Source organism: Candidatus Eisenbacteria bacterium (genome assembly GCA_016235265.1).
Classification (GTDB): domain Bacteria; phylum Eisenbacteria; class RBG-16-71-46; order RBG-16-71-46; family JACRLI01; genus JACRLI01.
This window is the reverse complement of sequence record JACRLI010000022.1, coordinates 1-22,629: the sequence shown is the minus strand read 5'-3', so window position 1 is coordinate 22,629 and position 22,629 is coordinate 1. Positions and strand designations below refer to the sequence as shown.

The following is a 22,629-nucleotide window of genomic DNA, read 5'->3' as shown; positions in this document are numbered from 1 at the left end:
GGGCCTGGGGGGCCCCGGATGCCTTGTTCACCCCTTCCCCGGTCCTCCCGCCACGCGAACGTCCCCCTCCCGCCGGGTCACGCCCACGGCGTCCAGGTGCTCCAGCAGCGGCACGAGGTACTTCCGGGACAATCCGAACAGGTCCTTGAAGTCGGAGACCGCGAGTCTCGGCGCGGTGTGCAGCCGCTCGCGGACGAGGGCCGACGCGGCCACGAGCGCCGCCGGATCGAACACCAGGTCTGGCCCGAGCTTCACCAGGCTGCGCTCGAACAGCAGCCGCGCCAGGACCTCCGCGCCCTGCGGCCCGCCCAGGGCCGCGAGTTCCGCGGGCGGCCGCGCCTGCAGGCCCGCCTCGCGCGCGGCCTCGAGCATCGCGGCCGCCGCGCGGGCGGCGTCCGCCGGCAGCGCGACCTCCGCGGTGGCCGAGACCCGGTCCTCGCGCGCGTGCAGCACGCCATCCGCCACGGCGCGCGCCAGCAGCGAGTCGAAGAGGGCCGCGGGCACGCTGCGCTGCAGCCGGCTCTTGAGCTCGCCCTTGCCCACCCCGAAGCGCAGCGGGAATTCCCGGCGGAGGCTCTCCACCTCGGACATCAGGAGCGCGCGCGCCTCCTCGAACCGCCGCGCGGATACGTAGGCCCCGCCCACGCGCGCCGCGCGGCCGGCGGTCACGAGCTCGGCGAGCGCCTGTGGTGTCTCGGAGGGCGCGCACTCGGCCGCGCGCTCCAACTGTGCCGGGGTCATGGGGCCGGCCGAGGACTCCAGCGCCTCGGCCAGCCGATCGGCGGCAGTACCCCGCTCCAGCCGCCCGAGACGCTCGAGGCCCGCGGCGTCGTGCACGCGGTGGCGCTGCACGCCCGTCTCGATCACCGTGCCGCCCCCGAGCGTGGCGGCCGGCGAGGCCGCGCGCACCACGAAGCGGTCGCCACGCTCGGCCACCGCGGGACGGCGAAGTTCCAGCTGCGCCAGCGCGGTGCCTCCGGGCTCGAGGCCGGGAACACCCAGCAGGCGCAACACGCCCGGCGAGTCCGAGGATCCCAGGTGAAACGTCACCCGCGTGCGTTGGCCCAGCGGCCGCGGCGCGGCGCGCAGCAGTTCGAGCCTCACCGACACGCGCCGTCGCGGCTCGGCGGAGCCGGGAGAGACCAGCCAGTCGCCGCGCCGCGCCTCGTCGCGCGCCAGGGGATGCAGCGAGAGCGCCACGCGGCTGCCCGCACCGATGGCCTCCACCCGCCGGTCGTGCGACTCCACGGTGCGCACCCGCACGCTCCGGCCGGAGGGCTGCAGCGTGAGCGTGTCGCCCACGCGCACCCGCCCCCGCCACAGCGTGCCGGTCACCACGGTGCCGAAGCCTTCCAGGGTGAACACGCGGTCCACGGGCAGGCGCACCGCGCCGGTGTCGGAGCGCAGCGGCAGGCCGCCGAGGGCCGCCGCCACGCTGGCCTTGAGCGCCTCCGCTCCCTCGCCGGTGCGCGCGGAGAAGCGCGCCACGGGAGCGGCTGCGAATCGCGTGGCGCCCAGCACCTCGCGCAGCTCGTCCTCCACCAGCGGCAGCATCGCGGGGTCCACCAGGTCGCACTTGCTGAGCACGGCCACGCAGCGGGGAATGTGCAGCAGGTCCAGGATGGCGAGATGCTCGCGGGTCTGGGGCATCACGCCCTCGTCGGCGGCCACCACCAGCAGCACCAGGTCGATGCCGCCCACGCCGGCGAGCATGTTGTGGATGAAGCGCTCGTGCCCGGGCACGTCCACCACCCCGGCGCGCAGCCCTCCCGGCAGCTCCAGCGGTGCGAACCCCAGGTCGATGGAGATGCCCCGCTGCTTCTCCTCCTTGAGCCGGTCGGTGTCCACCCCGGTGAGGCGGCGCACCAGCGCGGTCTTGCCGTGGTCGATGTGGCCGGCGGTGCCGATCACGGCGAAGCGCTCAGGCACGGAGGCGCGCTCCTGCCCGCGCTCGCTGCGGACGGTCGTCCTCCTGCCTGTCACTCGCCGGGGCCCTGCTCGCGCCGGATCACGGCACCCACCGCGGAGAGCTTCTTCTCCAGCTGCTCGTAGCCGCGGTCCAGGTGGTACACGCGCGAGACGGTGGTCTCGCCGTCGGCGGCCAGTCCGGCCAGGACCAGGGCGGCGGAGGCTCGCAGGTCGGTGGCCATCACCTGCGCGCCGGTGAGGCGGCGCGAGCCGTTCACCACGGCCACGTTGCCTTCCACGCGCACGTCCGCGCCGAGGCGCTGCAGCTCCGGTACGTGGCCCCAGCGGTCGTGGTAAATGGTGTCGGTCACCACGCTCTGCCCGCTCGCGAGCGAGAGCACCGCGATCATCTGCGCCTGCATGTCGGTGGGGAACCCGGGGTAGGGCGCGGTGGTGACGCGCACCGCGGAGAGGCGGTGCGGGCTGGAGATGACGATCTCGGAGCCCTCGCACATCACGTTCGCGCCGGTCTCCTCCATCTTGCTGATGGCCGCCCTCATGTGCTCGGGCCGGGCGCCCTCGATGCGCAGGGTGCTGCCGGTGACCGCGCCGGCGGCCAGGAAGGTGGCCGCTTCGATGCGGTCCGGGATCACCGCGAAGGAGGCGGGCTTCAGCCGCTTCACGCCCTCGATCTCGATCCGCGAGGTGCCCTGTCCCCGGATCGGCACCCCGCACGCGGCCAGGAAGTCCCCCAGGCATTCGATGTCCGGCTCGCGGGCGGCGTTCTCGATCACGGTCTTCCCGTCCGCCAGCGCCGCGGCCATCATGAGGTTGCCGGTGGCGCCCACGCTCGGGAATTCGAAGAAGAAGCCGCAGCCCTTGAGCCTGGCGGCGGAGGCCTCGATATAGCCGTGCTCCACGGTCACCGCGGCCCCCAGCGCCTCCATGGCCTTCAGGTGCAGGTCCACCGGGCGCGGGCCCCACGCGCACCCGCCGGGCATGGACACCCGCGCCGTGCCGAAGCGCGCCAGCAGCGGCCCCAGCACGTAGATGGATGCGCGCATGGTCTTCACCAGCTCGTAGGGCGCGGTGGTGGACGTGATGGTGGTGGCGTCCACCGTCACGCTGCCGGAGCGGAATTCGGCCTTTGCCCCCAGTGTGCGCAGCAGCTCGCAGGTGGTGTGGACGTCCTTGAGGTCCGGGACGTTGTGCACCTCCACCGGGCCTTCCACCAGCAGCGAGGCGGTGAGCACCGGCAGCACCGCGTTTTTCGCGCCGCTCACGCGGATCGCGCCCCTGAGCGGATGACCGCCCTCGATCACGAAACGGTCCATGTCTCCCCTTCCCTTCCACGTACCCGGCCGGGACCGGGATTCCATTGCCCCGGGCGTGCGCCGGGGCGGGCCTACCGCCAGCCGAACAGCATCCGTGGACGGCCGGCCAGGTCGGGCCGCACCTCCGCGCGAGCGAACACGCCGCGGGAGCGGGCCAGCGAGAGCGCGGCGGCCTCCTGCTTCCATCCGATCTCGACCGCCAGCAGACCGGGGGCGGCCAGCCAGCGCGGGATCCCGGCGATGATCCGGGAGATGTGGTCCAGGCCCTCGGGGCCGGAGAACAGCGCCCCCGCGGGTTCGTGCCCGCGCACCTCCACCGGGAGGGCCTCCCGCTCCCCGTCGGCCACGTAGGGCGGGTTCGAGATCACCAGCGAGGCGAACCCGTCCCGGCAGCCGGCCGCCTGCAGCGGCTCGAACAAGTCCCCCTTCAACAACCGCACGCGGCCGGCGAGGCCGTTCTCGTACACGGTGCGCGCCGCCCACGCCAGCGCCTCGCCGGAGATGTCGGTGGCCGTGACCCGCGCCCGCGGGTCGGCCAGCGCCACCGCGGCGGCGATGCAACCCGACCCGGTGCCCACGTCCAGCGCGTGGCGCGGTTCCGGGATGCCCAGTTCCGCCCACAGTTCCAGCGCCGTGGAGGTGAGCAATTCCGTCTCCGGCCGCGGCACCAGCACTCCAGGCCCCACGCGCACGCGCGCGTCCAGGAACGGCACCCAGCCGATGAGGTCCTGCAGCGGCTCGCCCGCCGCGCGGCGGGCAGCGAGCGCGCGGGCGCGCTCCCACTGTTCGGGATCCGGGCTTCCGGCCCCCGTGAACAACTCCGCCCGCCGCACTCCCAGCACGTGCGCCAGGAGATCCTCGGCTTCGTGCGGCCCGACGGGACCCATCAGGGATTGGAGCTCGCGCAGGACCGCTTTCATCGGCTGGAAACTACCACGCGGCCGGGGGAACGCAAAGAAGCGCCCCGCAGGAGCGCCCCCGCGCGCAGGCAACAGGAGAGGGGTGGAGCCGCATACCCGGCTCCACCCCTCTCCTGTTGCCTGCCCGTGCGGCCCGCGGCGCCTCGCGGGGAACGATCAGTCCTCCTCCGCCGCCGCCTTCGCGTCCGCCAGCGAGCGCCCTTCCATGCGGGCCTGCACGTCGGCAGCGCGCAGCCCCTCCGTGAATTCCTCCAATTCCCCCTCCAGCACGCCTTGCAGGCGGTAGACGGTCAGGCCGATGCGGTGGTCGGTCACGCGGCCCTGCGGGAAATTGTAGGTGCGGATCTTGGCGCTGCGATCGCCGGTGGACACCTGCGAGCGGCGTTCCTTGGCCTGCTTCTCCTCCTGCTCGCGCTGCATGCGGTCCAGCAGGCGGGACTTGAGCACCTTGATGGCCTTGGCGCGGTTCTTGATCTGGGAGCGCTGGTCCTGGCAGGTGACCACCAGCCCGGTGGGCAGGTGCGTCACGCGCACCGCCGAGTCGGTGGTGTTCACGCCCTGGCCGCCGGGCCCGCCGGCGCGGTACACGTCGATCTCGAGGTCCTCCTGGCGGATCTCGACATCCACGTCCTCGGCCTCGGGCAGCACCGCCACCGTGACCGCCGAAGTGTGGATGCGCCCCGACGCCTCGGTGACCGGCACCCGCTGCACCCGGTGCACGCCGCTCTCGAACTTGAGCCTGCTGTAGGCGTCCCTGCCGTTGACCTGGAAGATGGCCTCCTTGAGACCGCCGATGCCGGAGGCGCCGCTGGTGTTCAGCACCTCGATTCCGTAACCCAGCTTCTCCGCGTACTTGGTGTACATGCGGTAGAGCTCGGCGGCGAACAGGGCGGCCTCGTCCCCGCCGGTGCCGGCGCGGATCTCCACGATCACGTTGCGGCTGTCGTTGGGATCCTTGGGCAGGAGGATCTCGCGGGCCCGCGCCTCCAGCCGCGCGAGCTCGTCACGCAGCCCGGGCAGCTCGGCCCGGGCCATCTCGGCCAGCTCGGCATCGTCGCTGCGGGAAACGGCCTCGTCGTCGGCGATCGAGCGCTCCAGGCGCACCAGGTCGTCGAAGCAGGCCACCGCGTCCTCCAGATCGGAGCGCTCCTTGGCCACCTTCTGCGTCTCACGGTGGTCGGCCAGCACCGCCGGATCCACCAGCCGCTCCGAAAGCTCCCGGTGGCGCCGCACCGCCTGCTCGAGGGCCCGCCTCATCCCGGATTCTTCGGCCACGTCCCCCTCACCCCTCGCAGGCCGCAGCCAGCGCCGCGTCGGGCGCCATGGCCGCGGTCTCTTCGTTCCACACCGCCTTGAGCGCGGTGATGGCCACCTCGAGCTGATCCATCGAAGGCTCGCGGGTGGTGAGCTTCTGGAGGTCCAGGCCGGGCTGGATCAGCCACGCCACGGGCCGCAGCGAGCTGTACTTCGCCGAGAGCCGCACGAATTCGAACCCCACACCCGCGATCACCGGGATGAACAGGAAGCGCTCCACGCGCTGCAGCCAGTTCTCCGGCTTGCCCAGCAGCGAGAACACCACGATGCTCAGCAGCATCACGATGAGCAGGAAGCTGGTGCCGCAACGGGGGTGGAAACGGCTGAACTGCTGCACGTTCTCCGGGGTGAGCTCCACGCCCGCCTCCAGCGCGTGGATGGTCTTGTGCTCCGCGCCGTGGTACTCGAACACGCGCTGCATCTCGCTCCAGCGGCCGATGCCCCAGAGGTAGAGCAGGAAGATCGCCAGCCGGAACACGCCGTCCACCAGGTTGAACCCCAGGCTGCTCCGCAGGTGGAACAGACCGGTGAGCCACAGCGGCAGCGCGAAGAAGGCCAGGAAGCCCAGCACCAGCGAGGCGGCCACGGTGAGCGGCAGCACCAGCGCCGAGAACCACGAGGTCTTCTTCTCTCCCGGCGCGGGGGCGGCCTCGCCCGGCTCGCGCGCGGCCTCGTCGGCCGCATAGGACAGCGAGGAGATTCCCAGCGACATGGCCTCGATGAGCACCACCGCGCCGCGCACCACCGGCCAGCCCAGCGGCTTGACCTTGCGGGTCACGGAGATGAACGGCTTCTCCTGCCACACGATCGCGCCGTCCTGGCGGCGCACCGCGGTGGCCACGCGGCCCGGGGAGCGCATCATCACGCCCTCGATCACCGCCTGCCCGCCCACGGGCAAAAATCGTCCCAAGGAATCCTCCGGGGGCCGCGCGGCCACGGCCCGGAAATCTCCGCCGGTCACCCCGCGCTGCCGCCGCGAAGCCCGCGGCCGGCCCGCCCGGGGGCCAAACAAACGGCGTGCGGGGCGCCGGAACCGGCCCCCCGCACGCCCTGGATCTTCGTCGCTACGAGGAGGCCGGAGCCTCGTCCTTCTTGGCGTACTTGCGGCGGAAGCGCTCCACGCGGCCGGCGGTGTCCATCAGCTTTTGCTTGCCCGTGTAGAACGGGTGGCAGTTGGAGCAGATTTCCACGTGGTGGCTGCCCATGGTGGAGCGGGTCTCGATGACATTTCCGCACGCGCAGAGGATCTTGCTGGTCTTGTAGTCGGGGTGAATGCCTGCCTTCATGGTCCTGGTCTTTCCGTGTTGCCGCCCGGGCCCAGGGGCCCCGCAGGCACGATCCGGTTCGACATTCCGGCCGCCGTGCCCCCGTGGACGGGTCTTCTCGTGGGGGCATTCGCGCCCCCGGTGGACTGCACGATTCTACAGCATGCGGGCTCCCGGGCCAACTTCGGCCCCAGGGGGGACCGCCCGGACTACGAGTTCATCATTTCCAGGAATTTCCTGTTGGTCTTGGACTCACTCATCTTCGAGATGAGGAACTCCATCGCCTCCACCGGGTTCTGCTCGTTGAGGAACTTGCGCAGGATCCAGACCTTGTTGATGGTCTCCGGCTCCATGAGCAGCTCCTCCTTGCGGGTCCCCGAGCGGTTGATGTCAATGGCCGGGTAGATGCGCTTGTCGGCGATCTTGCGGTCGAGGATCAGCTCCATGTTGCCGGTGCCCTTGAACTCCTCGAAGATCACGTCGTCCATGCGCGAGCCGGTCTCGATCAGGGCCGTGGCCATGATTGTAAGGCTGCCGCCGCCCTCGATGTTGCGCGCCGCGCCGAAGAAACGCTTGGGGCGCTGCAGGGCGTTGGCGTCCACGCCGCCGGAGAGGATCTTGCCGGAGTTCGGCACCACCGTGTTGTGGGCGCGCGCCAGGCGGGTGATGGAGTCGAGCAGGATCACCACGTCCTTCTTGTGCTCGACCAGGCGCTTGGCCTTCTCGATCACCATGTCGGCCACCTGCACGTGCCGCTCGGCGGGCTCGTCGAAGGTGGAGCTCACCACCTCGCCCTGCACCGAGCGCTCCATGTCGGTGACTTCCTCCGGGCGCTCGTCGATGAGCAGCACGATCAGCACGATCTCGGGGTGGTTCTCGGTGATGCTGTTGGCCAGTTTCTGCAGCAGGACGGTCTTGCCCGCACGCGGCGGGGAGACGATCAGCCCGCGCTGCCCCTTCCCGATGGGGGTCAGCAGGTCGATGATCCGCGTGCAGATGTCGCGGTTCTTGTTCTCGAGCTTGATGCGCTCCTGCGGGTAGAGCGGCGTGAGGTTGTCAAAGAGGATCTTCTCCTTGGCCGCCTCGGGGCTCTCGAAGTTCACCGCCTCGACGCGCAGCAGCGCGAAGTAGCGCTCCCCGTCCTTGGGGGGCCGGACCTGGCCCGAGATCGTGTCGCCGGTGCGCAGATCGAAACGCTTGATCTGGGACGGCGAGACGTAGATGTCGTCGGGACCGGGCAGGTAGTTGTAGTCCGGCGAGCGCAGGAAGCCGTAGCCCTCGGGAAGGATCTCCAGCACCCCTTCGGCGAAGATCAGACCGTTCTTCTGGGTCTGCGCCTCGAGGATCTTGAAGATCAGTTCCGATTTCCGCAGGCCGCTGGTTCCGGGAACGTTCATCTCCTGAGCCACCTGGAGCAGCTCCGAGATGGTCTTTCCCTTCATTTCCTGCAAATCCATTCCTTGGGCTCCTTCGCCGGGGCCGGCAAAACGGGTGGGGCCGGGACCGGGGCCGCCTGGGCGGCTCGTTGATCGAGGGTGGGTGTGTGGGTCGTAACGGTTTGTCCGAAAACGGGGTCTCCAGGGGTCGAACTCTGCGGGCTCCGGGCCGAGGGTTGGGCCCGCGGCGGCATTCGTCCAAGGTTCGGGGGCTTTGAAAGAACTCGCGTTACGAACAGGGATTGAACCCGATGGGATTTGGACGAGGCTTGCGGAAGCGCCGGGCGGGGAGCCCCATGGCCACGGCACTGGAAAGAGCCTACGGGCGGCCGCTGCCGGTGTCAACCGCCATTTTTTGATGCGCCGGGCCCCTCCCGCGATTCCCCGCGCCGGACCTCGCCCCCCGCCGCGGCCCTAGCGCGCGGCCCCGGAGCGCACGAACTCGATGGTGTTCCGCAGCCCCTGCCGGAAGTCCACCCGGGGCTCCCATCCCAGCCCGGCCCGGGCCTTCGCGGCGGACAGGTAGATGCGGCTCACTTCGCCGGGCCGCGCCTCGGAGTAGCGCACCGGCTGCGGGAACGGCACCAGTTCCTGCAGCAGGCCATACAGGCGGTTCACCGAAATGCCCTCTCCCCACCCCAGGTTGAATGCCTGGCCTTCCCCGCGCGACAGCGCCAGATGGTTGGCCTCCACCGCGTCCAGCACGTACAGGTAGTCGCGCTCGGCGTTGCCGTCGCCGTAGATCACCGGGACGCGGCCCTCGAGCATCATCCCGATGAAGATCGCGTTCACCCCCGCCTCGCCTCTGGGGTTCTGGCGCGGGCCGTAGATGTTGGGGTAGCGCAGCACCACCGTCTTCAGCCCGAACAGCCGCCGCTCGATCTCGAGATAGTGCTCCACGGTGTGCTTGGTGATGCCGTAGGGCGCCTCGGGGCTGACCGGGTGCTCCTCGTCCACCGGCAGGTAGCGGGGCTCGCCATAGATCGCCCCGCCGCTGGAGATGTACACGAAGCGTTCCACGCCGTGCTTGCGGCATAGCGTCAGCAGGCGGCAGCTGCCCACCACGTTGATCAGGGCGTCGCCAGCCGGGTCGTCCACCGACACCCGCACGTCAATCTGGGCGGCGTGGTGATTCACCACCTGGGGCCGGAAGTCCTGGAACACCCGGGCCACGGCGTCGGCATCGCGCAGGTCGGCCTCGTAGAAACGGGCCTGCGGCGGCACGTTGGGCAGGAAGCCGGTGCTCAGGTTGTCCAGCACCGCCACTTCGTGGCCCAGGGCCACGTAGCGGTCGGCGACGTGCGAGGCGATGAATCCGGCGCCGCCGGTGACGAGGATGCGCAAGGTGGTCTCCAGGAGGGTCTGCGGTTCCCGGGCAGGACGGGACGCGCCCGAAGGACGTTTTCGGCGGCCGGCCGCCGAATCTTGAGCCGAATTCGCGGGGCTTCCGGGCGCTCCCCGCGCTACCGGTGGCTGCGTCCCCCCCGGCGGCGACGGCGCTTCCCGGGCCGGGCTCCCCCCGCCGGGGACCCGGCCGCGGCCGGCGCGGCGACGCCGGAACGGTGCTCCTCGTCGCCCTCCCGGGGTCCGATCCCGATGGCCCGCGGGGCGGCGCCGGGCGGCTCTGCGGCCACCGCGGGCCGGCCCGGCGCGGAGATGCCCGGGACCCGCTGCAGCAGCAGGCGCGGCTCGGTCATCTCGCGCATCGCGGCGCGCACCCCTTCCCGGCCCTGCCCGGAGGCCTTCACGCCGCCATAGGGCAGGTGGTCGAAGCGCAGGGTGGGATAGTCGTTCACCACCACCGCACCCACCTCCAGCCTGCGGAAGGCCCGCTCCGCCCGGCCCGGATCGGAGGTGAACACCGCGGCCTGCAACCCGTAGCGCGAGTGGTTCACCCGGTCGAGGGCCGCCTCGAAATCGTCGTAGCCCTCCACCAGCGCCACCGGGCCGAAGACTTCCTCACGCGCCAGGCGGCTGTCGCCCGGGGCGTCCTCCAGGATGCACGGCGTGAGCACCGGGCCGCGACGCTCGGCCGCCAGCAGCGTCTTCGCGCCGCCGCGCACCGCCTCCGCGGTCCAGGACCGCACCCGGTCCTGGGCTGCGGCGTCGATCATCGGGCCCACCACCGTGGCGGGATCGGCCGGGTCGCCCACGGCGAGGTCCTCCGCGGCGTGTGCGAACAGCCGCGCGAAGCGGCGCAGCGCGCCGCGCTCCACCAGCACCCGCTGCACCGAGATGCACACCTGCCCGGCATACAGGAACGCGCCCAGGGCCAGCCGCACGGCGGCCCATTCCAGGTCGGCATCCCCGTGCACCACCGCGGCCGCGTCCCCGCCCAGCTCCAGCACGCAGCGCCTGCCGGAAGCCAGGGCGCGCAGCTTCCAGCCCACCGCGTCGCTGCCGGTGAAGGACAAGAGCTTCACGCGCGGGTCCGTGGCCAGCGCCTGGGCCACGTCCGCGCCGCACGGCAGCACCTGGATCGAGGCGGGCGGCGCGCCGGCTTCGACCACGAGCCGGCCCAGGTGCAGCGCGGCGGACGGCGCCTGCGGCGGCGGCTTCACGATCACCGGATTGCCGGCCGCCACCGCCGGCGCCACCTTGTGCGCCACCAGGTTGAGCGGGAAGTTGAACGGGGTGATGGCCGCCACCACCCCCACGGGGAACCGCTCGGTCCGCGCCAGGTAGTCCTCGCCGCCGGGCTCCACGTCCATCGCGTGCGCCTCGCCGAGCGGCTGCAGGGCCTCCACGGCGGCCCACGCGAAGGTGCGCACCGCGCGATCCACCTCCAGGCGGGCGAAGCGCAGCGGCTTGCCGGCCTCGCGCACGATCATCCCGGCCAGCAGTTCGCCGTCGCGGCGCAGCAGGCGGGCCACCTCGGCCAGCACCGCCGCGCGCGCGTGGCGCGGCCACGCGGCCAGCGCCGGCTCCGCCAGGCTCGCCGCTTCCAGCGCGCGCTCCATCTCCCGCGGCCCGGCCTGCCCGACCATGGCCACCGGCAGCCCGGTCCAGGGCGAGAGCACCGGCGCGGGGTCGGCTCCCCGTTCCCAGCGATGGGCGATCAGCAGGCTGGAGGCCTCACTGCCGGGATGCGGGGCGGTTGCAGGCTGGTGCGCCGGTTTCGCCGCGGGGTTCTTCCTCGTTCCGGCGGCCGCGACGGGCCCCGCAGGAGTGCCCCTCTTCCGCGCCCGCGCGGGGCGCTTCGGCGCGCTAGCCACGGGCGCGAAGGTCGCGGCCGGTCATCTCGGGCGGGGCTTCCAGGCCCAGCAGGCCCAGGAACGTGGGCGCCACGTCGGCCAGGATGCCGCCGGAGCGCAGCGGCCGGCGCTCTTCCGCCTCGGCCACGATGAACGGCACCGGATTGGTGGAGTGCGCGGTGTGCGGGCCGTGGGTGGTCTCGTCCCACATCTGCTCGCAATTGCCGTGGTCGGCGGTGACCATCACGGCACCACCCCGCGCCAGGATGGCGTCCACCACCTGGCCCACGCCCGCGTCCACGGTCTCCACGGCCTTGACGGCCGCCTCCAGCACGCCGGTGTGACCCACCATGTCGGGATTGGCGTAGTTCAGCACGAACGCGTCGAACTTGCCCGAGGCGACCTGGGCCAGCATGGTGCGGGTCACCTCGGGGGCGCTCATCTCCGGCTGCAGGTCGTAGGTGGCCACCCGGGGCGAGGCGATCATGATGCGCTCCTCGCCCGCGAAGGGGGTCTCCTCGCCGCCGTTGAAGAAATACGTGACGTGGGCGTACTTCTCGGTCTCCGCCAGTCTCAGGTTGGTGAGCCCGTTCGCGGCGAACACCTCGGCCAGGATCCGGGTCAGGCGCACGTTGTCGAAGGCCACCGGGAACGGGAATTCCTCGCGGTAGCGGGTCATGGTCACCAGCTCGATTCCCGGCACCTGCCGCGGAAAGCCGTCGAAGGCGGGATCGGCGAGCGCGGCACACAGCTCGCGCGCACGGTCGGCGCGGAAGTTGAAGCAGATCACCCCGTCGCCGGGACGCAGCGGGCCCCGCGGCGCGCCGTCGCCGATCGCCACCGGCTCCATGAATTCGTCGGTCCTGCCGGCGGCGTAGGAAGCCCGGATGGCCTGCACCGGGTCAGGCAGCAGCGGCCCCTTCCCCTCCACCACCACGTCCCAGGCGCGTCGCACGCGTTCCCATCGCTTGTCGCGGTCCATGGCGTAGTAGCGGCCGCCGACGCTGGCCACGTCGCCCACGCCGAGGGTGCGAATCCGCTCCTGCAGCTCGGACATGAAGCCGGCGCCGCTCTGGGGCGGCGTGTCGCGCCCGTCCAGGAATGCGTGCACGTGGACCCTGTCCAGCCCCTGCTGCCGGCACATCTCCAGCAGCGCCCACAGGTGCCGCTGGTGGCTGTGCACGCCCCCGTCGGAGAGCAGGCCCATCAGGTGCAGCGCGCCGCCGCGCTGCTTCAGCGCGCGCACCAGGTCCACGAACGCCGGGATACGGAGGAACTCGCCGGACTCCACCGACCTGGAGACGCGCACCAGGTCCTGGTACACGATGCGGCCCGCGCCCAGGTTCAGGTGGCCAACCTCGGAGTTGCCCATCTGGCCGGCCGGGAGGCCGACCTCCTCGCCGGACGTGATCAGCGAGGTCCACGGGAACTCGCGCCGCAGCCGGTCGTAGTTGGGGGTGCGGGCGATGGCCACGGCGTTCATCCGGGGGTCGTCGCGGAGCCCCCAGCCGTCCATGATGACCAGCGCGACGGGTCGGCGTCGGGACATCAGTGTCTGATCTTCTCCCAGTACTTCGCGAAGTTGAAGTTGGGGCTGCGCTCGGCGGTGTGGCAGCGCCGGCAGCTCTGCTCGTCGGGGTGGCCGATGATGGTGGACTTGCGCTCCGAGTCCCGGGCCACCGAGTGCTTCACGCCCGCGCCGTGGCAGCTCTCGCACTGCACACCCTGGAACAGCGGGTCCGGCCGGGCGGGATTGAAGCCGCCGGGGCTGCCCAGCCCCACCACGTGGCACTTCAGGCATTCCTGCTCGCCCTGGTTGCCCTCCTTGACCAGCGTCTGGTAGGCCTTCGCGTGGGGCGTGCGCGACCAGGCGTCGGTGATGCCCTGGTGGCAGTTCACGCACACCTGGAAGGAGGCCCACTGCGGGGATGTCTCCAGCTTCAGGGGCGCGCCCTTCGCCCCGCCCGCCCCGCGCACCCGGTCCAGGTCGATCTTGAACTCCTTGACGATGTTCTCGGCGAGTGTGTCCTTGCCCACGCGGTCGTCGAGGGGCGTCTGGCGCGGCGAGGGGTCGGACAGTCTGTGGTTGCGGTCCAGGTTGAAGCGCAGCTCCGCCACGAAGCGACCCCGGTCCCCGTTGGCCACCACCCAGGTGTTCCCGGCGCGGCGCGGCGGGTCCACGATCTGCTCGTTGGTGTGGCCGGTGACCACCACGTCGATGCCGGGCATGTCGGTGGCGAACTTGAGCGCCTCGGTGGAATTCATATGCACCAGCGCCACCACCACGTCGGCCTTCTTGCGCGCCCGGGGCACCCACTCGGCGGCCGCCTGCAGCGCCGGCAGCACGGTGAGCTTGCGCTTCTCCTTCTCGAAGTAGAAGTCCATGGGGCCCTGGTGGCGCTCGTCCAGGAAGGACAGCACCGCCACCTTGAACTTCTCGTCGGGCAGGTTCTCACTGGGAATGCCGCGGTACTCCTTGATGATCATGGTCTCGCCCAGCGGCTTGCGCGTGTCCGACCACACGATGTTGGTGGTCAGCAGCGGCAGCCCCTGCATCGCGTCGAGCAGGGTCTGGATCCCCTGGGAAAAGTCGAAGTCCGCCACCGTCACGGCGTCGTAGTGCATCATGTGGAAGGCCTTGAGTCCCGCCTGGGCCTTCATCTTCTCGTCGAAGGAACCCGGCGCGAAGAAGTCCCCTCCGGCGACCAGCAACCGGTGGCCGGGCTCTCCCGCGGCCTTCTTGAGGTAGGCGACCCTCCGGGCCACCCCGCCATACTGGCCCGCGTGTCAGCCACAGGGCTCGATGTTGCCCTTGAAGTCGGCGATGAAGTCGAGGGTGAAGTCCGCCGGCGCGGTGGCGCTGTTGGGGCTGCCCGCGGCCAGCAGCCCGAACGAAAGCGCCATCAGCACCCGCACGCCGAGCGTGGCGATACGATGGGGATTCATGGTCCAGGGTCCCTCTTCCTCGTGCCCGGGATCGCGCCGGGGTTACAGCAGCTTCTGGACGGCCGCTTCCAGCGTGGATTCGTCGGTGTAGCCGATGAACTTGCCCACCACCTGGCCGTCGCGGTTGATCACGAACACCGTCGGGTAGCCCACCAGGCCGCCGAACGAGTCGGCCGTGCCTTCCACGCTGTAGGCCACCGGGTAGGGAATCTGGTTCTTCGTCACGAACGGGGCCACACGGGAGTGGTCGTTGGGATCGTCCGCCACGCCCAGCACCACCAGGCCCTTGTCCTTGTACCGGTCGTACAGCGTGACCAGGTGCGGGATCTCCTTCTTGCACGGCGGGCACCAGGTGGCCCAGAAGTCCACCAGCACCACCTTGCCCTTGAGGTCGGCCATGCGCGCCGTGCCCCCGTCCACGGTCTTCAACTCGAACGCCGGGGCCGGCCAGGGCTTCTCGCCGCCCGGGGTCGCCTGCACTTCACCGGCCGGCGCTTCCGGCGGCGTGTTGACCGCCTGCCCGGCGCCGCCGTGGGCGGCTTCGGTGGCAGGCGCTTCTTTCCTCTGCGCGCAGCCAGTGGCCAGCACGGCCAAGAGCGCCGCGAGGAGCAGGGAGGTCGGGAGGGCGCTGCGGGAGAATCGAACGGTCATTCCATCACCCCACGCTGGGCAGCCACTGGCTGAACCAGTTCGAGAGCACGGTAAGGTAACCGGTGAGGATGAGCAGGCCCGCGGCGATCATCACCACACCGCTCACCACTTCCACCGTGTGGAGGTGCTTCTTGAAACCCTGGAAGAACTTGAAGAACCCGTTCACCGCCGCGGCCGCCAGCAGGAACGGCAGCCCCAGCCCCAGCGAGTACACCGACAACAGCAGGATGCCCTTGGCCACGGTGTGCTGCGCGGCCGCCAGCGTGAGGATGGCCGCCAGGATGGGGCCGATGCAGGGCGTCCACCCGAAGGCGAACGCCAGCCCCACCACGTAGGCTCCCAGGGGGCTGATCGGGCGCTCGCGCGCCTGGAAGCGCTTCTCGTAGGTGAGGAAGGGGATCTTCAGCAGCCCGGTCATGTGCAGGCCGAACACGATGATCACCACCCCCGCCACCCGCGCCAGCAGCACCGAGTTGTGCTTGAGGAACGCGCCCACCAGGGTGGCCGAGGCCCCCAGCGCCACGAACACCGTGGAGAAGCCCAGCACGAACGCCAGCGCGGCAAACATCACCTTGCGGGCGGCCTTGTCCCCCTGCATCTCCTCCAGGGACACCCCGGAGATGAACGACAGGTACCCCGGGACGATCGGCAGCACGCAGGGGGAGATGAACGAAGTGAGGCCGGCGACGAAGCTGACGAAGATGGACACTTCCTGGTTCAAGGCGGACTCTCCCGGTGGCGCCCGTACGGCGCGGTAACACTTCAAGATAGCAGAGCCGGACAGGGGCCGTCAAAGCCGGGGCGGGCTGCCGGAAGTGGGACGGCCGGCGCCGCCCGGAGGTTGCCATCCGGCGGAGGCGGGCCTGGCGGGCGCCGGTCCGGGCGGGGGTTGGCGCCGGCTTGACCCGACCGCAATCCTGGCCGATGCTCGCGGCCTATGGCCGCTCCTGTCCCATCCGGCTCCGCCGCCAGCCCGCTGCTCGCCCGCCGCGTGATCTGCGCGGCGATGACCGCGGCCACGCTGCTCTACACCGTCCTCGGCTGGTTCGTGATCGCGCGCGCCCGCGTCGTCCCCGAAGGCGCGATCCCGCCCGTGATCCAGTACGCGCTGATGGGCGCGGCGCTGGGGATGCTCCTCGCGGGCTCGTGGCTCTCGCTGCGCGCCACGGACGTCCCCGCCGAATCCCCCCCCGGTGGCGATCCGGTCTCCCCGGTGGCGCTCGACTCGCTCCGCCGCGGGCTCATCGCCCTGGTGGTGCTGGAGGGCAGCGCGCTGGTGTTCACGGTGACGGCCGTGGTGTCGGGACGCCTCGAGATGCTGGCGGGGCCACTGGTGTGCGCCGGACTGATGCTCCGGATGTGGCCGCGGGAAAGCGGCTCCTGACGCCCGGCGCCGGGGCAGATTCCCCCGTCCCAGCTCCTCCCGCCCCGCCGCCGCCCGGCTTGCCCTCTCCGGTCGTTCTGATATTCTCGCTCCGACTTCCTCACCATCTTATTATTGGGAACATGGCCTCCTGGCCCGGGGCGCCCGCCCGCGCTCCGCTGCGAACGGAAGGACTCCCGCGATGAACATCCTGGTCCTCGGCGGCGGCGCGCAGGGGCGCGTCCTGGCTTCTGACCTGGCCCGCTCCATGCCGGCCGCGCGCATCAACGTGGCCGACCTGCGACGGCCCGAACTCCCCCGGTTGCCCAACATCGAGTTCACCGAGGCCGACTGCTCCTCCGTGGAGACCGTGGCGCGCCTGTTGCGCGACCACGACCTGGGTGTGGGGGCGCTGCCCTCCCGCTTCGGCTTCGGCGCCATGCAGGCGGCCATCGAGGCGCGCCGCGACCTGGTGGACGTGAGTTTCTGCGCCGAGGACCCGCTGACGCTGGACGCCGCCGCGCGCAAGGCCGGCGTGGCGATCCTGCCCGACTGCGGGCTGGCACCGGGGCTCTCGAATCTCGCCGTGGGCCGCTCCTTCGCCGTCGGCGGGCCCTTCGACGAGGCGGTGATCTACGTGGGCGGCGTGACGCAGGATCCGACGAAGCCTTACGGCTACGTGATCACCTGGTCGCCCGACGACCTGCTGGAGGAGTACACCCGCCCGGCGCGCGTGCTGCGCGGCGGCCGGGAAGTGAGCTTCCCGGTGTTCACCGAAATGGAGACCCTGGAGGTGCCCGGCGTCGGCACCATGGAGGCTTTCACCAGCGACGGCCTGCGCACCCTGATCACCACCCTGCCGGGGGCGAAGGAGATGGCCGAGAAGACGCTGCGCTGGCCCGGCCACGTGGCCGCCATCCAGCCGCTTCTGAAGAGCGGCCGGCTGGTGGAGGAATTCCGGGCGCGCTGCGCCGAGGTGCCCCCCAACGACCTGGTGGCCTTCCTGGTGCGCGTGCGGCGCGACAAGCGCGTCGAGACCTTTTCCATGGTGGACCGGTACGATCCGGCCACGGGCCTGAGCGCCATGGCCCGCACCACCGCGCTGACCACCTCGGTCACCGCGCAGCTGGCCGCGGCGCGCGCGGTGCGCGAACGGGGCGTGCTGCCGCTGGAGCACGTGGCCCGCGACGCGGCCGCCTACGACTTCATCGTGGGGGCGCTGGATCGGCGCGGCGTAAAACTGGTCCACACCCCGTGAGCCTGCCCGCGTTCCGCCCCGCGCCGCTGGCCACCCTCGCCCGGTGGCTGTTTCCCGCCCTCGACGGCACCGGCCCGGTGCTGGGCGTGCCCCGCGCCAACCTGGCCTTCCCCGACGCGCGCATGGAGATGCGCCTGCTGGGCGGGAGCGTGGAGGCGCCGCTGGGAGTTGCCGCGGGGCCGCACACGCAGCTGGCGCAGAACCTGGTTTCGGCGTGGCTGTGCGGGGCGCGGTTCATGGAGCTCAAGACGGTGCAGGCCCGCGACGACATCGAGGTGGCGCGCCCGTGCATCGACTCCGCGGACGAGACCTACAACTGCGAGTGGTCCCAGGAGCTGGCGCTGGAGCAGTCCTTCGACGAGTACCTGAAGGCCTGGGTGCTGGTGCACGTGCTGGCCCGCCGCATGGGCCGTCCCGGACCGGGCGTGATCTTCGACATGAGCGTGGGCTACGACCTCGAGGGCATCCGCGGCGGGAAGATGCAGCGCTTCCTGGCCCGCATGCGCGACGCCGGCGCCGAGGTGGCCGCGGCCCTGGAGGAAGTGGCGAAGGTGGAGCCGCGGGCGCGGGAGGTCGAGGTCCCGGCGCGCATCTCCGGCGCCGTGACCCTCTCCACCATGCACGGCTGCCCGCCGGCGGAGATCGAGCGCATCGCCCGCTACCTGCTGGAGGAGCTGGGGGTGCACACCTGGGTGAAGCTCAACCCCACGCTGCTGGGCCCGGACACCCTGCGGGGACTGTTGAACGCGCGCCAGGGATTCGACATCGAGGTCCCCGACGCGGCCTTCGAACACGACCCGCGATTCGGCGACGCCGTGGCCATGATCCGCAACCTGGCCGCCGCCGCGAAGTCAGTGGCCGCGCGACCCGCCGGCGCGCCCGGGCGCGACGTCACCTTTGGCATCAAGCTCTCCAACACCCTCGAGGTCCGCAACCGCGGGCGGGTGTTCCCGCCGTCCGAGCCGATGATGTACCTCTCCGGCCGCGCGCTGCACCCGCTCACGCTGACGCTGGCGCACCGGCTCACCGAGGAGCTGGACGGCACCGTGCCCATCTCCTTCTGCGGCGGCGCGGACGCCGACAATTTCCCCGACCTGGTGGCCGACGGGCTGGGGCCGGTCACGGTGTGCACCGACCTGCTCAAGCCAGGCGGCTACGCGAGACTGGGGCAGTACCTGTCCAACCTCGGCGCGGCCATGGAGACGGCCGCGGCGAAGACGCTGGCGGAGTTCACGGGGACCGGCGCCCGGGAGCGCCTGGCCCGGCACGCCGCGCACGTGGCCGGCGAGCCCCGCTATGCGCGCCGCGAGCGGCCCATGGCCACCAAGCGCTCCCGCGAGCTGGGAGCATTCGACTGCGTGGCCGCCCCGTGCATGGAGGCCTGTCCGGCGCACCAGAATGTGCCCGACTACATGTTCCTGGTGGCCCGCGGCCGGCGCGCCGAGGCGCTGGACGTGATCCTGCGCACCAATCCGCTGCCCACCGTGACCGGCAGCATCTGCGACCAGCCGTGCATTGATGCCTGCGTGCGCAACCACTACGACGCGCCGCTGGCCATCCGCGAGGTGAAGCGCTTCGCCGCGGAGGCGGCCCCGGCCAGCACGCCGGCCCCGGGCAGGGACCACGAGGCGCGCGTGGCGGTGATCGGCGCGGGCCCGGCGGGTCTTTCGGCCGCGTTCTACCTGCGCCTCGCGGGCCTGCGCGTGACCCTCTTCGACGCCGCGCCCGCCCCCGGCGGCATGGTCTCGGGCGTGGTGCCGGAATACCGGCTGCCCGCGGCGTCCTCGCAGCGCGACATCGAACGGGTGAAGTCCCTGGGCGCGGAGGTGCGCACCGGCGTGCGCCTGGGCTCCGGGGCGAACCTCGACAGCCTGAGGCGCGAGGGCTTCCGGAACTTCGTGGTGGGCGTGGGCGCGCAGCGCGGGCGGCGGCTGGGCGTGCCCGGAGACGACGCCGCGGGCGTGACCGACGCGCTCGAATTTCTGCGCCATGCGCGCCGCGGGGGCGCGCAGGACCCCGGCCCGCGGGTGCTGGTAGTGGGCGGAGGCAACACCGCCATGGACGCCGCGCGCACCGCGCGCCGCCTGGTGGAGGCTGGATCCGTCACGCTGGTCTACCGCCGCTCGCGCGCGGCCATGCCCGCCGATCCCGAGGAGATCCACGCGTGCGACCTTGAGGGCGTGGAGATCCGGGAGTGGCTGGCGCCGGTGGAGGTGGTCCTGGATTCCCCGGTTGGCATTCCCGCGGCCGGTGGTCCGGACGCCACCGCCACCGAAACGCCCCGGCGGGCCGTGGGCCTGCGCTGCCGCCCGATGAGGCCCGGCGCGACGGACTCGTCCGGGCGCGCCCGGCCGGTGCCCACGGGCGAGCCCGACGTGGTGCTGCCGTGCGAGCTCATCATCCCGGCGGTGGGCCAGGACACGGCGCTGGATTTCCTGGACGGCGAGGACGTGGAGATCGGGCGCGACGGCACGCTGCGCGTGGACCCCGGGACCGGCGAGACGCGCGTCCGGGGCATCTTCGCGGGCGGCGACGTGGTGCGCGGGCCGGCCTCGATCATCGAGGCGGTGGCCGACGGAAGGCGCGCCGCCGCGGAGATCGCGCGCCGCCACGGATCGGCGCTGCCCTCTGAAGTGGAGCTGGAAAAGTTCCTGGGGTTGCCGGAACTGATGGCGAAGCGGGCCGCGCGGGCGCCGGCGGAGCCGGTCCCGGTGCTCCCGGTGGCGCGCCGGCGGGGCTTCGACGAGGTGAACCTGCCTTTCGGCGCGGACGCCGCCGCGCGCGAGGCGTCGCGATGCCTGGACTGCGACGAGGTCTGCAGCCTGTGCGTGACCGTGTGCCCCAACCGGGCGCTGCAGGCGTTTGCCATGTCGCCGCTGAGGGTGGAGCCCGGGGAGCTGGCGATGCGCGGGGGCGCGCTGGTGCCGGCGGACTGCGCCGCCTTCGAGGCGCGCCAGCGGGTGCAGATCGCGCACGTGGCCGACTTCTGCAACCGCTGCGGCAATTGCACCACCTTCTGTCCCACCCGCGGCGAACCGTGGCGGGCCAAGCCGAGCTTCTGGCTCGACGTGGCGGGCTTCGAGTGCGCCGGAGACGACGCGTACCGCGCGGAGCGCTCCGGGGAGGCCGTGGTGCTCGAGGCGAAGATCGGCGGCGGCAGGCACCGCCTGGCGGTGAGCGGGAACGAAGCGGTGTATCGCGGTCCGAAGGTGCGCGCCTTCTGGAGGGTGGAAGGCTGGAAGCTGGTGTCCGCGGAGCCGGTGGGCATACTGGCGGAGGGCGAGCGGGTGGACCTCCTGCCGTGCGCCACGCTCATCGCGCTGCTGCCGGCGCTGGAGCAGCTGCCGGGCTGGTAGGCGCTACCTCTCCACCCCGGTGAACAGCACCGCCACCACCTCGTCTTCCCGCACCAGCCCTGCCGCGCGCAGCTCCAGCAGGCCCGCGAGCCCGGCGGTGCCGGTGTGGTCGGCGGGCGCGGCCGTGGCGGAGCGCGCCAGGTCGCGCGCCTCGCGCAGGCGCTCCTCGGAGACCGTCACCGGCCAGCCGCCGCTGGCGATCATCCCCTCCACCACCGCGAACCAGTCGTAGGTCTCGTCGTCCAGGATGCCGTGCGCCGCGCTGCGCGGCGTCTGCTCCCACGGCCACATGTACTCCGCGCGGTGCGCCCGTGCGTGGCGCAATGCCTCGCGCACCTCCGGGGTCCCGGCCTTGCCGCGAAGGAAGTCCGCGCCCGCCGCGTCGCGGGCGTGCCCCGGCCCGCCGGGCGGCGAGTGCCCCAGGCGCTCCATCGCACGCGCGCGCAGTTTCTCGTAGGCGCGCCGCAGCGGCCACGCGCCGCGGGTCTGCACCGCGTGCAGACGAGGCGCGCCGAACGAGGCGCCCGCCGCAGCCGCCTCCCGCAGGCCCTGCGCGCAGGCGCTGGCCAGCGCCCCACCCCCCACCTGCACGAACAGCCGGTCGAGGCGGGCGCCCGCGCGGTCTAGCTCCGCGGCCATCTCCCAGGCGAGCGTCTCGCCGCCCTCCACCGTGAGCCCGTTGTCGCTGCCCTGGCAGCAGAAGGGCAGCGCCCCGGCCGCGGTGGCCGCGCGGAACGCGTGGACGCACGGATCGCCCGCGACGCCGGCGATCCGGCGGCAGATTTCGACCCGCGCACCCAGCGAGCGCAGCCGCTCCAGCACCCGCGGGTTGGCATCCTCGGGCACGAACACGCGCAGCGTCCGCTCCGCGGCCCGGGCCACCACCGCCGCCGCGAGCGCGGCATTGCCGCAGCTGGCGATCGCGAGGTCCGGCGGCACCGCCGCGGGCCCCGGGCCGTCCCCCGCGGGGTGTGGCCCCGCCCCGTCAAGGTCCACCGCGCTCCGCGCCCGCTCGCGCAGCTTCGCAACCACATCAAGATACAGCGCGATCCCCATGAGATGACGCGCCTTGTGGGATCCGGAGACGTTCCCGGTTTCGTCCTTCACCCAGGCCGCCCCGGGGGACTTCAGACCCAGCCGCGCGGTCAGCTCCGGGTGCGGGGCGAAGGACGTGGAGCGGAATCCGTGGCCATCCACGGCAGCCACGGCGCGGTCGAAACCCTTCACGAGGGCGATGAAGTCGGCGTCGGAAAGACCCCCCGCCCGGGCCACGTGCCAGGAGTGCAGGAACTCGCGGAAGCGCACGAAGGGGTTGGGATCACCCTGCCGGGGAAAGTCGGCCAGGTCGGCCGGGAGCACGCGCGCGACGACGTGGTCGGCGCCGTCGCCGGATCCGGCGTTGGGGCAGCGGAACGGCCAGAAGCGGCCGTCGGGTCCGGGCATCGGCGCGGCGCATCCGGCGCACACCAGGCGCGAGGCCGCGGGGGGGATCCCCCCGAATCCGCCGGAAGAAGCGCCGGCCGACCCGCCGCCGGCCGCGCCGCCCGCGAATGCGCGACCCGGTCCGCTCACGATCCGACCGTCACACCCGTGCGCTGGTTGAACTCCCCGATCATCGCGTCCCACACCGGGAGGAGCTCGCGCAGGCCGCGCCAGAACGACTGACCGCGGCGCACCTCGAACT

The 22,629-nt window shown here is 72.1% G+C and carries 18 protein-coding genes; 3 read left to right on the top strand and 15 right to left on the bottom strand.

What is annotated here, in order from left to right:
• Positions 1-27: 27 nt before the first annotated feature.
• The 14 genes from selB to HZB25_12200 all read right to left on the bottom strand — a co-directional run bounded on the left by selB (position 28) and on the right by HZB25_12200 (position 15,689).
• On the bottom strand, positions 28-1,929 hold the full coding sequence (gene selB / locus HZB25_12265; GenBank protein MBI5838004.1) for a selenocysteine-specific translation elongation factor: 1,902 nt from the start codon (positions 1,927-1,929) through the stop codon (positions 28-30).
• Positions 1,930-1,979: 50 nt separating this feature from the next.
• Positions 1,980-3,242 (bottom strand): UDP-N-acetylglucosamine 1-carboxyvinyltransferase, encoded by a 1,263-nt coding sequence (gene murA / locus HZB25_12260; protein MBI5838003.1) that lies wholly within the window; start codon positions 3,240-3,242, stop codon positions 1,980-1,982.
• Between the two features lie 71 nt (positions 3,243-3,313).
• Positions 3,314-4,162 carry a peptide chain release factor N(5)-glutamine methyltransferase gene (gene prmC / locus HZB25_12255; protein ID MBI5838002.1) on the bottom strand — a complete coding sequence of 283 codons (849 nt, stop codon included), beginning with the start codon at positions 4,160-4,162 and terminating at the stop codon, positions 3,314-3,316.
• Between the two features lie 156 nt (positions 4,163-4,318).
• The gene (prfA, locus tag HZB25_12250) at positions 4,319-5,419 is read right to left on the bottom strand and encodes a peptide chain release factor 1 (GenBank protein MBI5838001.1); all 1,101 of its coding nucleotides are present in this window, start codon (positions 5,417-5,419) and stop codon (positions 4,319-4,321) included.
• 25 nt (positions 5,420-5,444) lie between these two features.
• The gene (locus HZB25_12245) at positions 5,445-6,338 is read right to left on the bottom strand and encodes a DUF1385 domain-containing protein (protein ID MBI5838000.1); all 894 of its coding nucleotides are present in this window, start codon (positions 6,336-6,338) and stop codon (positions 5,445-5,447) included.
• Between the two features lie 202 nt (positions 6,339-6,540).
• A complete protein-coding gene (gene rpmE, locus HZB25_12240) occupies positions 6,541-6,762 on the bottom strand; it encodes a 50S ribosomal protein L31 (protein MBI5837999.1) in 222 nt (73 codons plus the stop codon).
• Between the two features lie 188 nt (positions 6,763-6,950).
• Entirely contained in the window at positions 6,951-8,198 is a 1,248-nt protein-coding gene (gene rho / locus HZB25_12235; GenBank protein ID MBI5837998.1) for a transcription termination factor Rho, read from the bottom strand.
• Between the two features lie 393 nt (positions 8,199-8,591).
• Positions 8,592-9,521, bottom strand: a complete 930-nt coding sequence (locus tag HZB25_12230; protein ID MBI5837997.1) for an NAD-dependent epimerase/dehydratase family protein — start codon at positions 9,519-9,521, stop codon at positions 8,592-8,594.
• A gap of 119 nt (positions 9,522-9,640) precedes the next feature.
• A complete protein-coding gene (locus HZB25_12225) occupies positions 9,641-11,197 on the bottom strand; it encodes an aldehyde dehydrogenase family protein (GenBank protein MBI5837996.1) in 1,557 nt (518 codons plus the stop codon).
• A 187-nt stretch (positions 11,198-11,384) separates the two neighbouring features.
• The gene (locus tag HZB25_12220; GenBank protein ID MBI5837995.1) at positions 11,385-12,920 is read right to left on the bottom strand and encodes a 2,3-bisphosphoglycerate-independent phosphoglycerate mutase; all 1,536 of its coding nucleotides are present in this window, start codon (positions 12,918-12,920) and stop codon (positions 11,385-11,387) included.
• Positions 12,920-14,137, bottom strand: coding sequence for a hypothetical protein (locus HZB25_12215; GenBank protein MBI5837994.1), 1,218 nt, complete (start codon positions 14,135-14,137; stop codon positions 12,920-12,922). Before HZB25_12215 ends, HZB25_12220 begins: the two co-directional genes overlap by 1 nt.
• 21 nt (positions 14,138-14,158) lie before the next feature.
• Positions 14,159-14,317 (bottom strand): hypothetical protein, encoded by a 159-nt coding sequence (locus HZB25_12210; protein MBI5837993.1) that lies wholly within the window; start codon positions 14,315-14,317, stop codon positions 14,159-14,161.
• A gap of 42 nt (positions 14,318-14,359) precedes the next feature.
• Positions 14,360-14,968: a TlpA family protein disulfide reductase gene (locus HZB25_12205; GenBank protein MBI5837992.1), complete on the bottom strand. Its 609-nt coding sequence runs from the start codon at positions 14,966-14,968 to the stop codon at positions 14,360-14,362.
• Between the two features lie 4 nt (positions 14,969-14,972).
• On the bottom strand, positions 14,973-15,689 hold the full coding sequence (locus HZB25_12200; protein MBI5837991.1) for a sulfite exporter TauE/SafE family protein: 717 nt from the start codon (positions 15,687-15,689) through the stop codon (positions 14,973-14,975).
• A 216-nt stretch (positions 15,690-15,905) separates the two neighbouring features.
• Between HZB25_12200 and HZB25_12195 the strand changes: the two genes are divergently transcribed.
• The 3 genes from HZB25_12195 (at position 15,906) to ygfK (ending at position 20,945) form a co-directional block, all read left to right on the top strand.
• Entirely contained in the window at positions 15,906-16,352 is a 447-nt protein-coding gene (locus tag HZB25_12195) for a hypothetical protein (GenBank protein ID MBI5837990.1), read from the top strand.
• A 181-nt stretch (positions 16,353-16,533) separates the two neighbouring features.
• Complete coding sequence (locus tag HZB25_12190) at positions 16,534-17,589, top strand: saccharopine dehydrogenase NADP-binding domain-containing protein (protein MBI5837989.1); 1,056 nt, start codon at positions 16,534-16,536, stop codon at positions 17,587-17,589.
• Entirely contained in the window at positions 17,586-20,945 is a 3,360-nt protein-coding gene (ygfK, locus tag HZB25_12185) for a putative selenate reductase subunit YgfK (protein ID MBI5837988.1), read from the top strand. Before HZB25_12190 ends, ygfK begins: the two co-directional genes overlap by 4 nt.
• 3 nt (positions 20,946-20,948) lie before the next feature.
• On the opposite strand, the gene HZB25_12180 is transcribed toward ygfK, so the two are convergent.
• Entirely contained in the window at positions 20,949-22,388 is a 1,440-nt protein-coding gene (locus HZB25_12180) for a pyridoxal-phosphate dependent enzyme (protein MBI5837987.1), read from the bottom strand.
• Between the last annotated feature and the right edge of the window lie 241 nt (positions 22,389-22,629).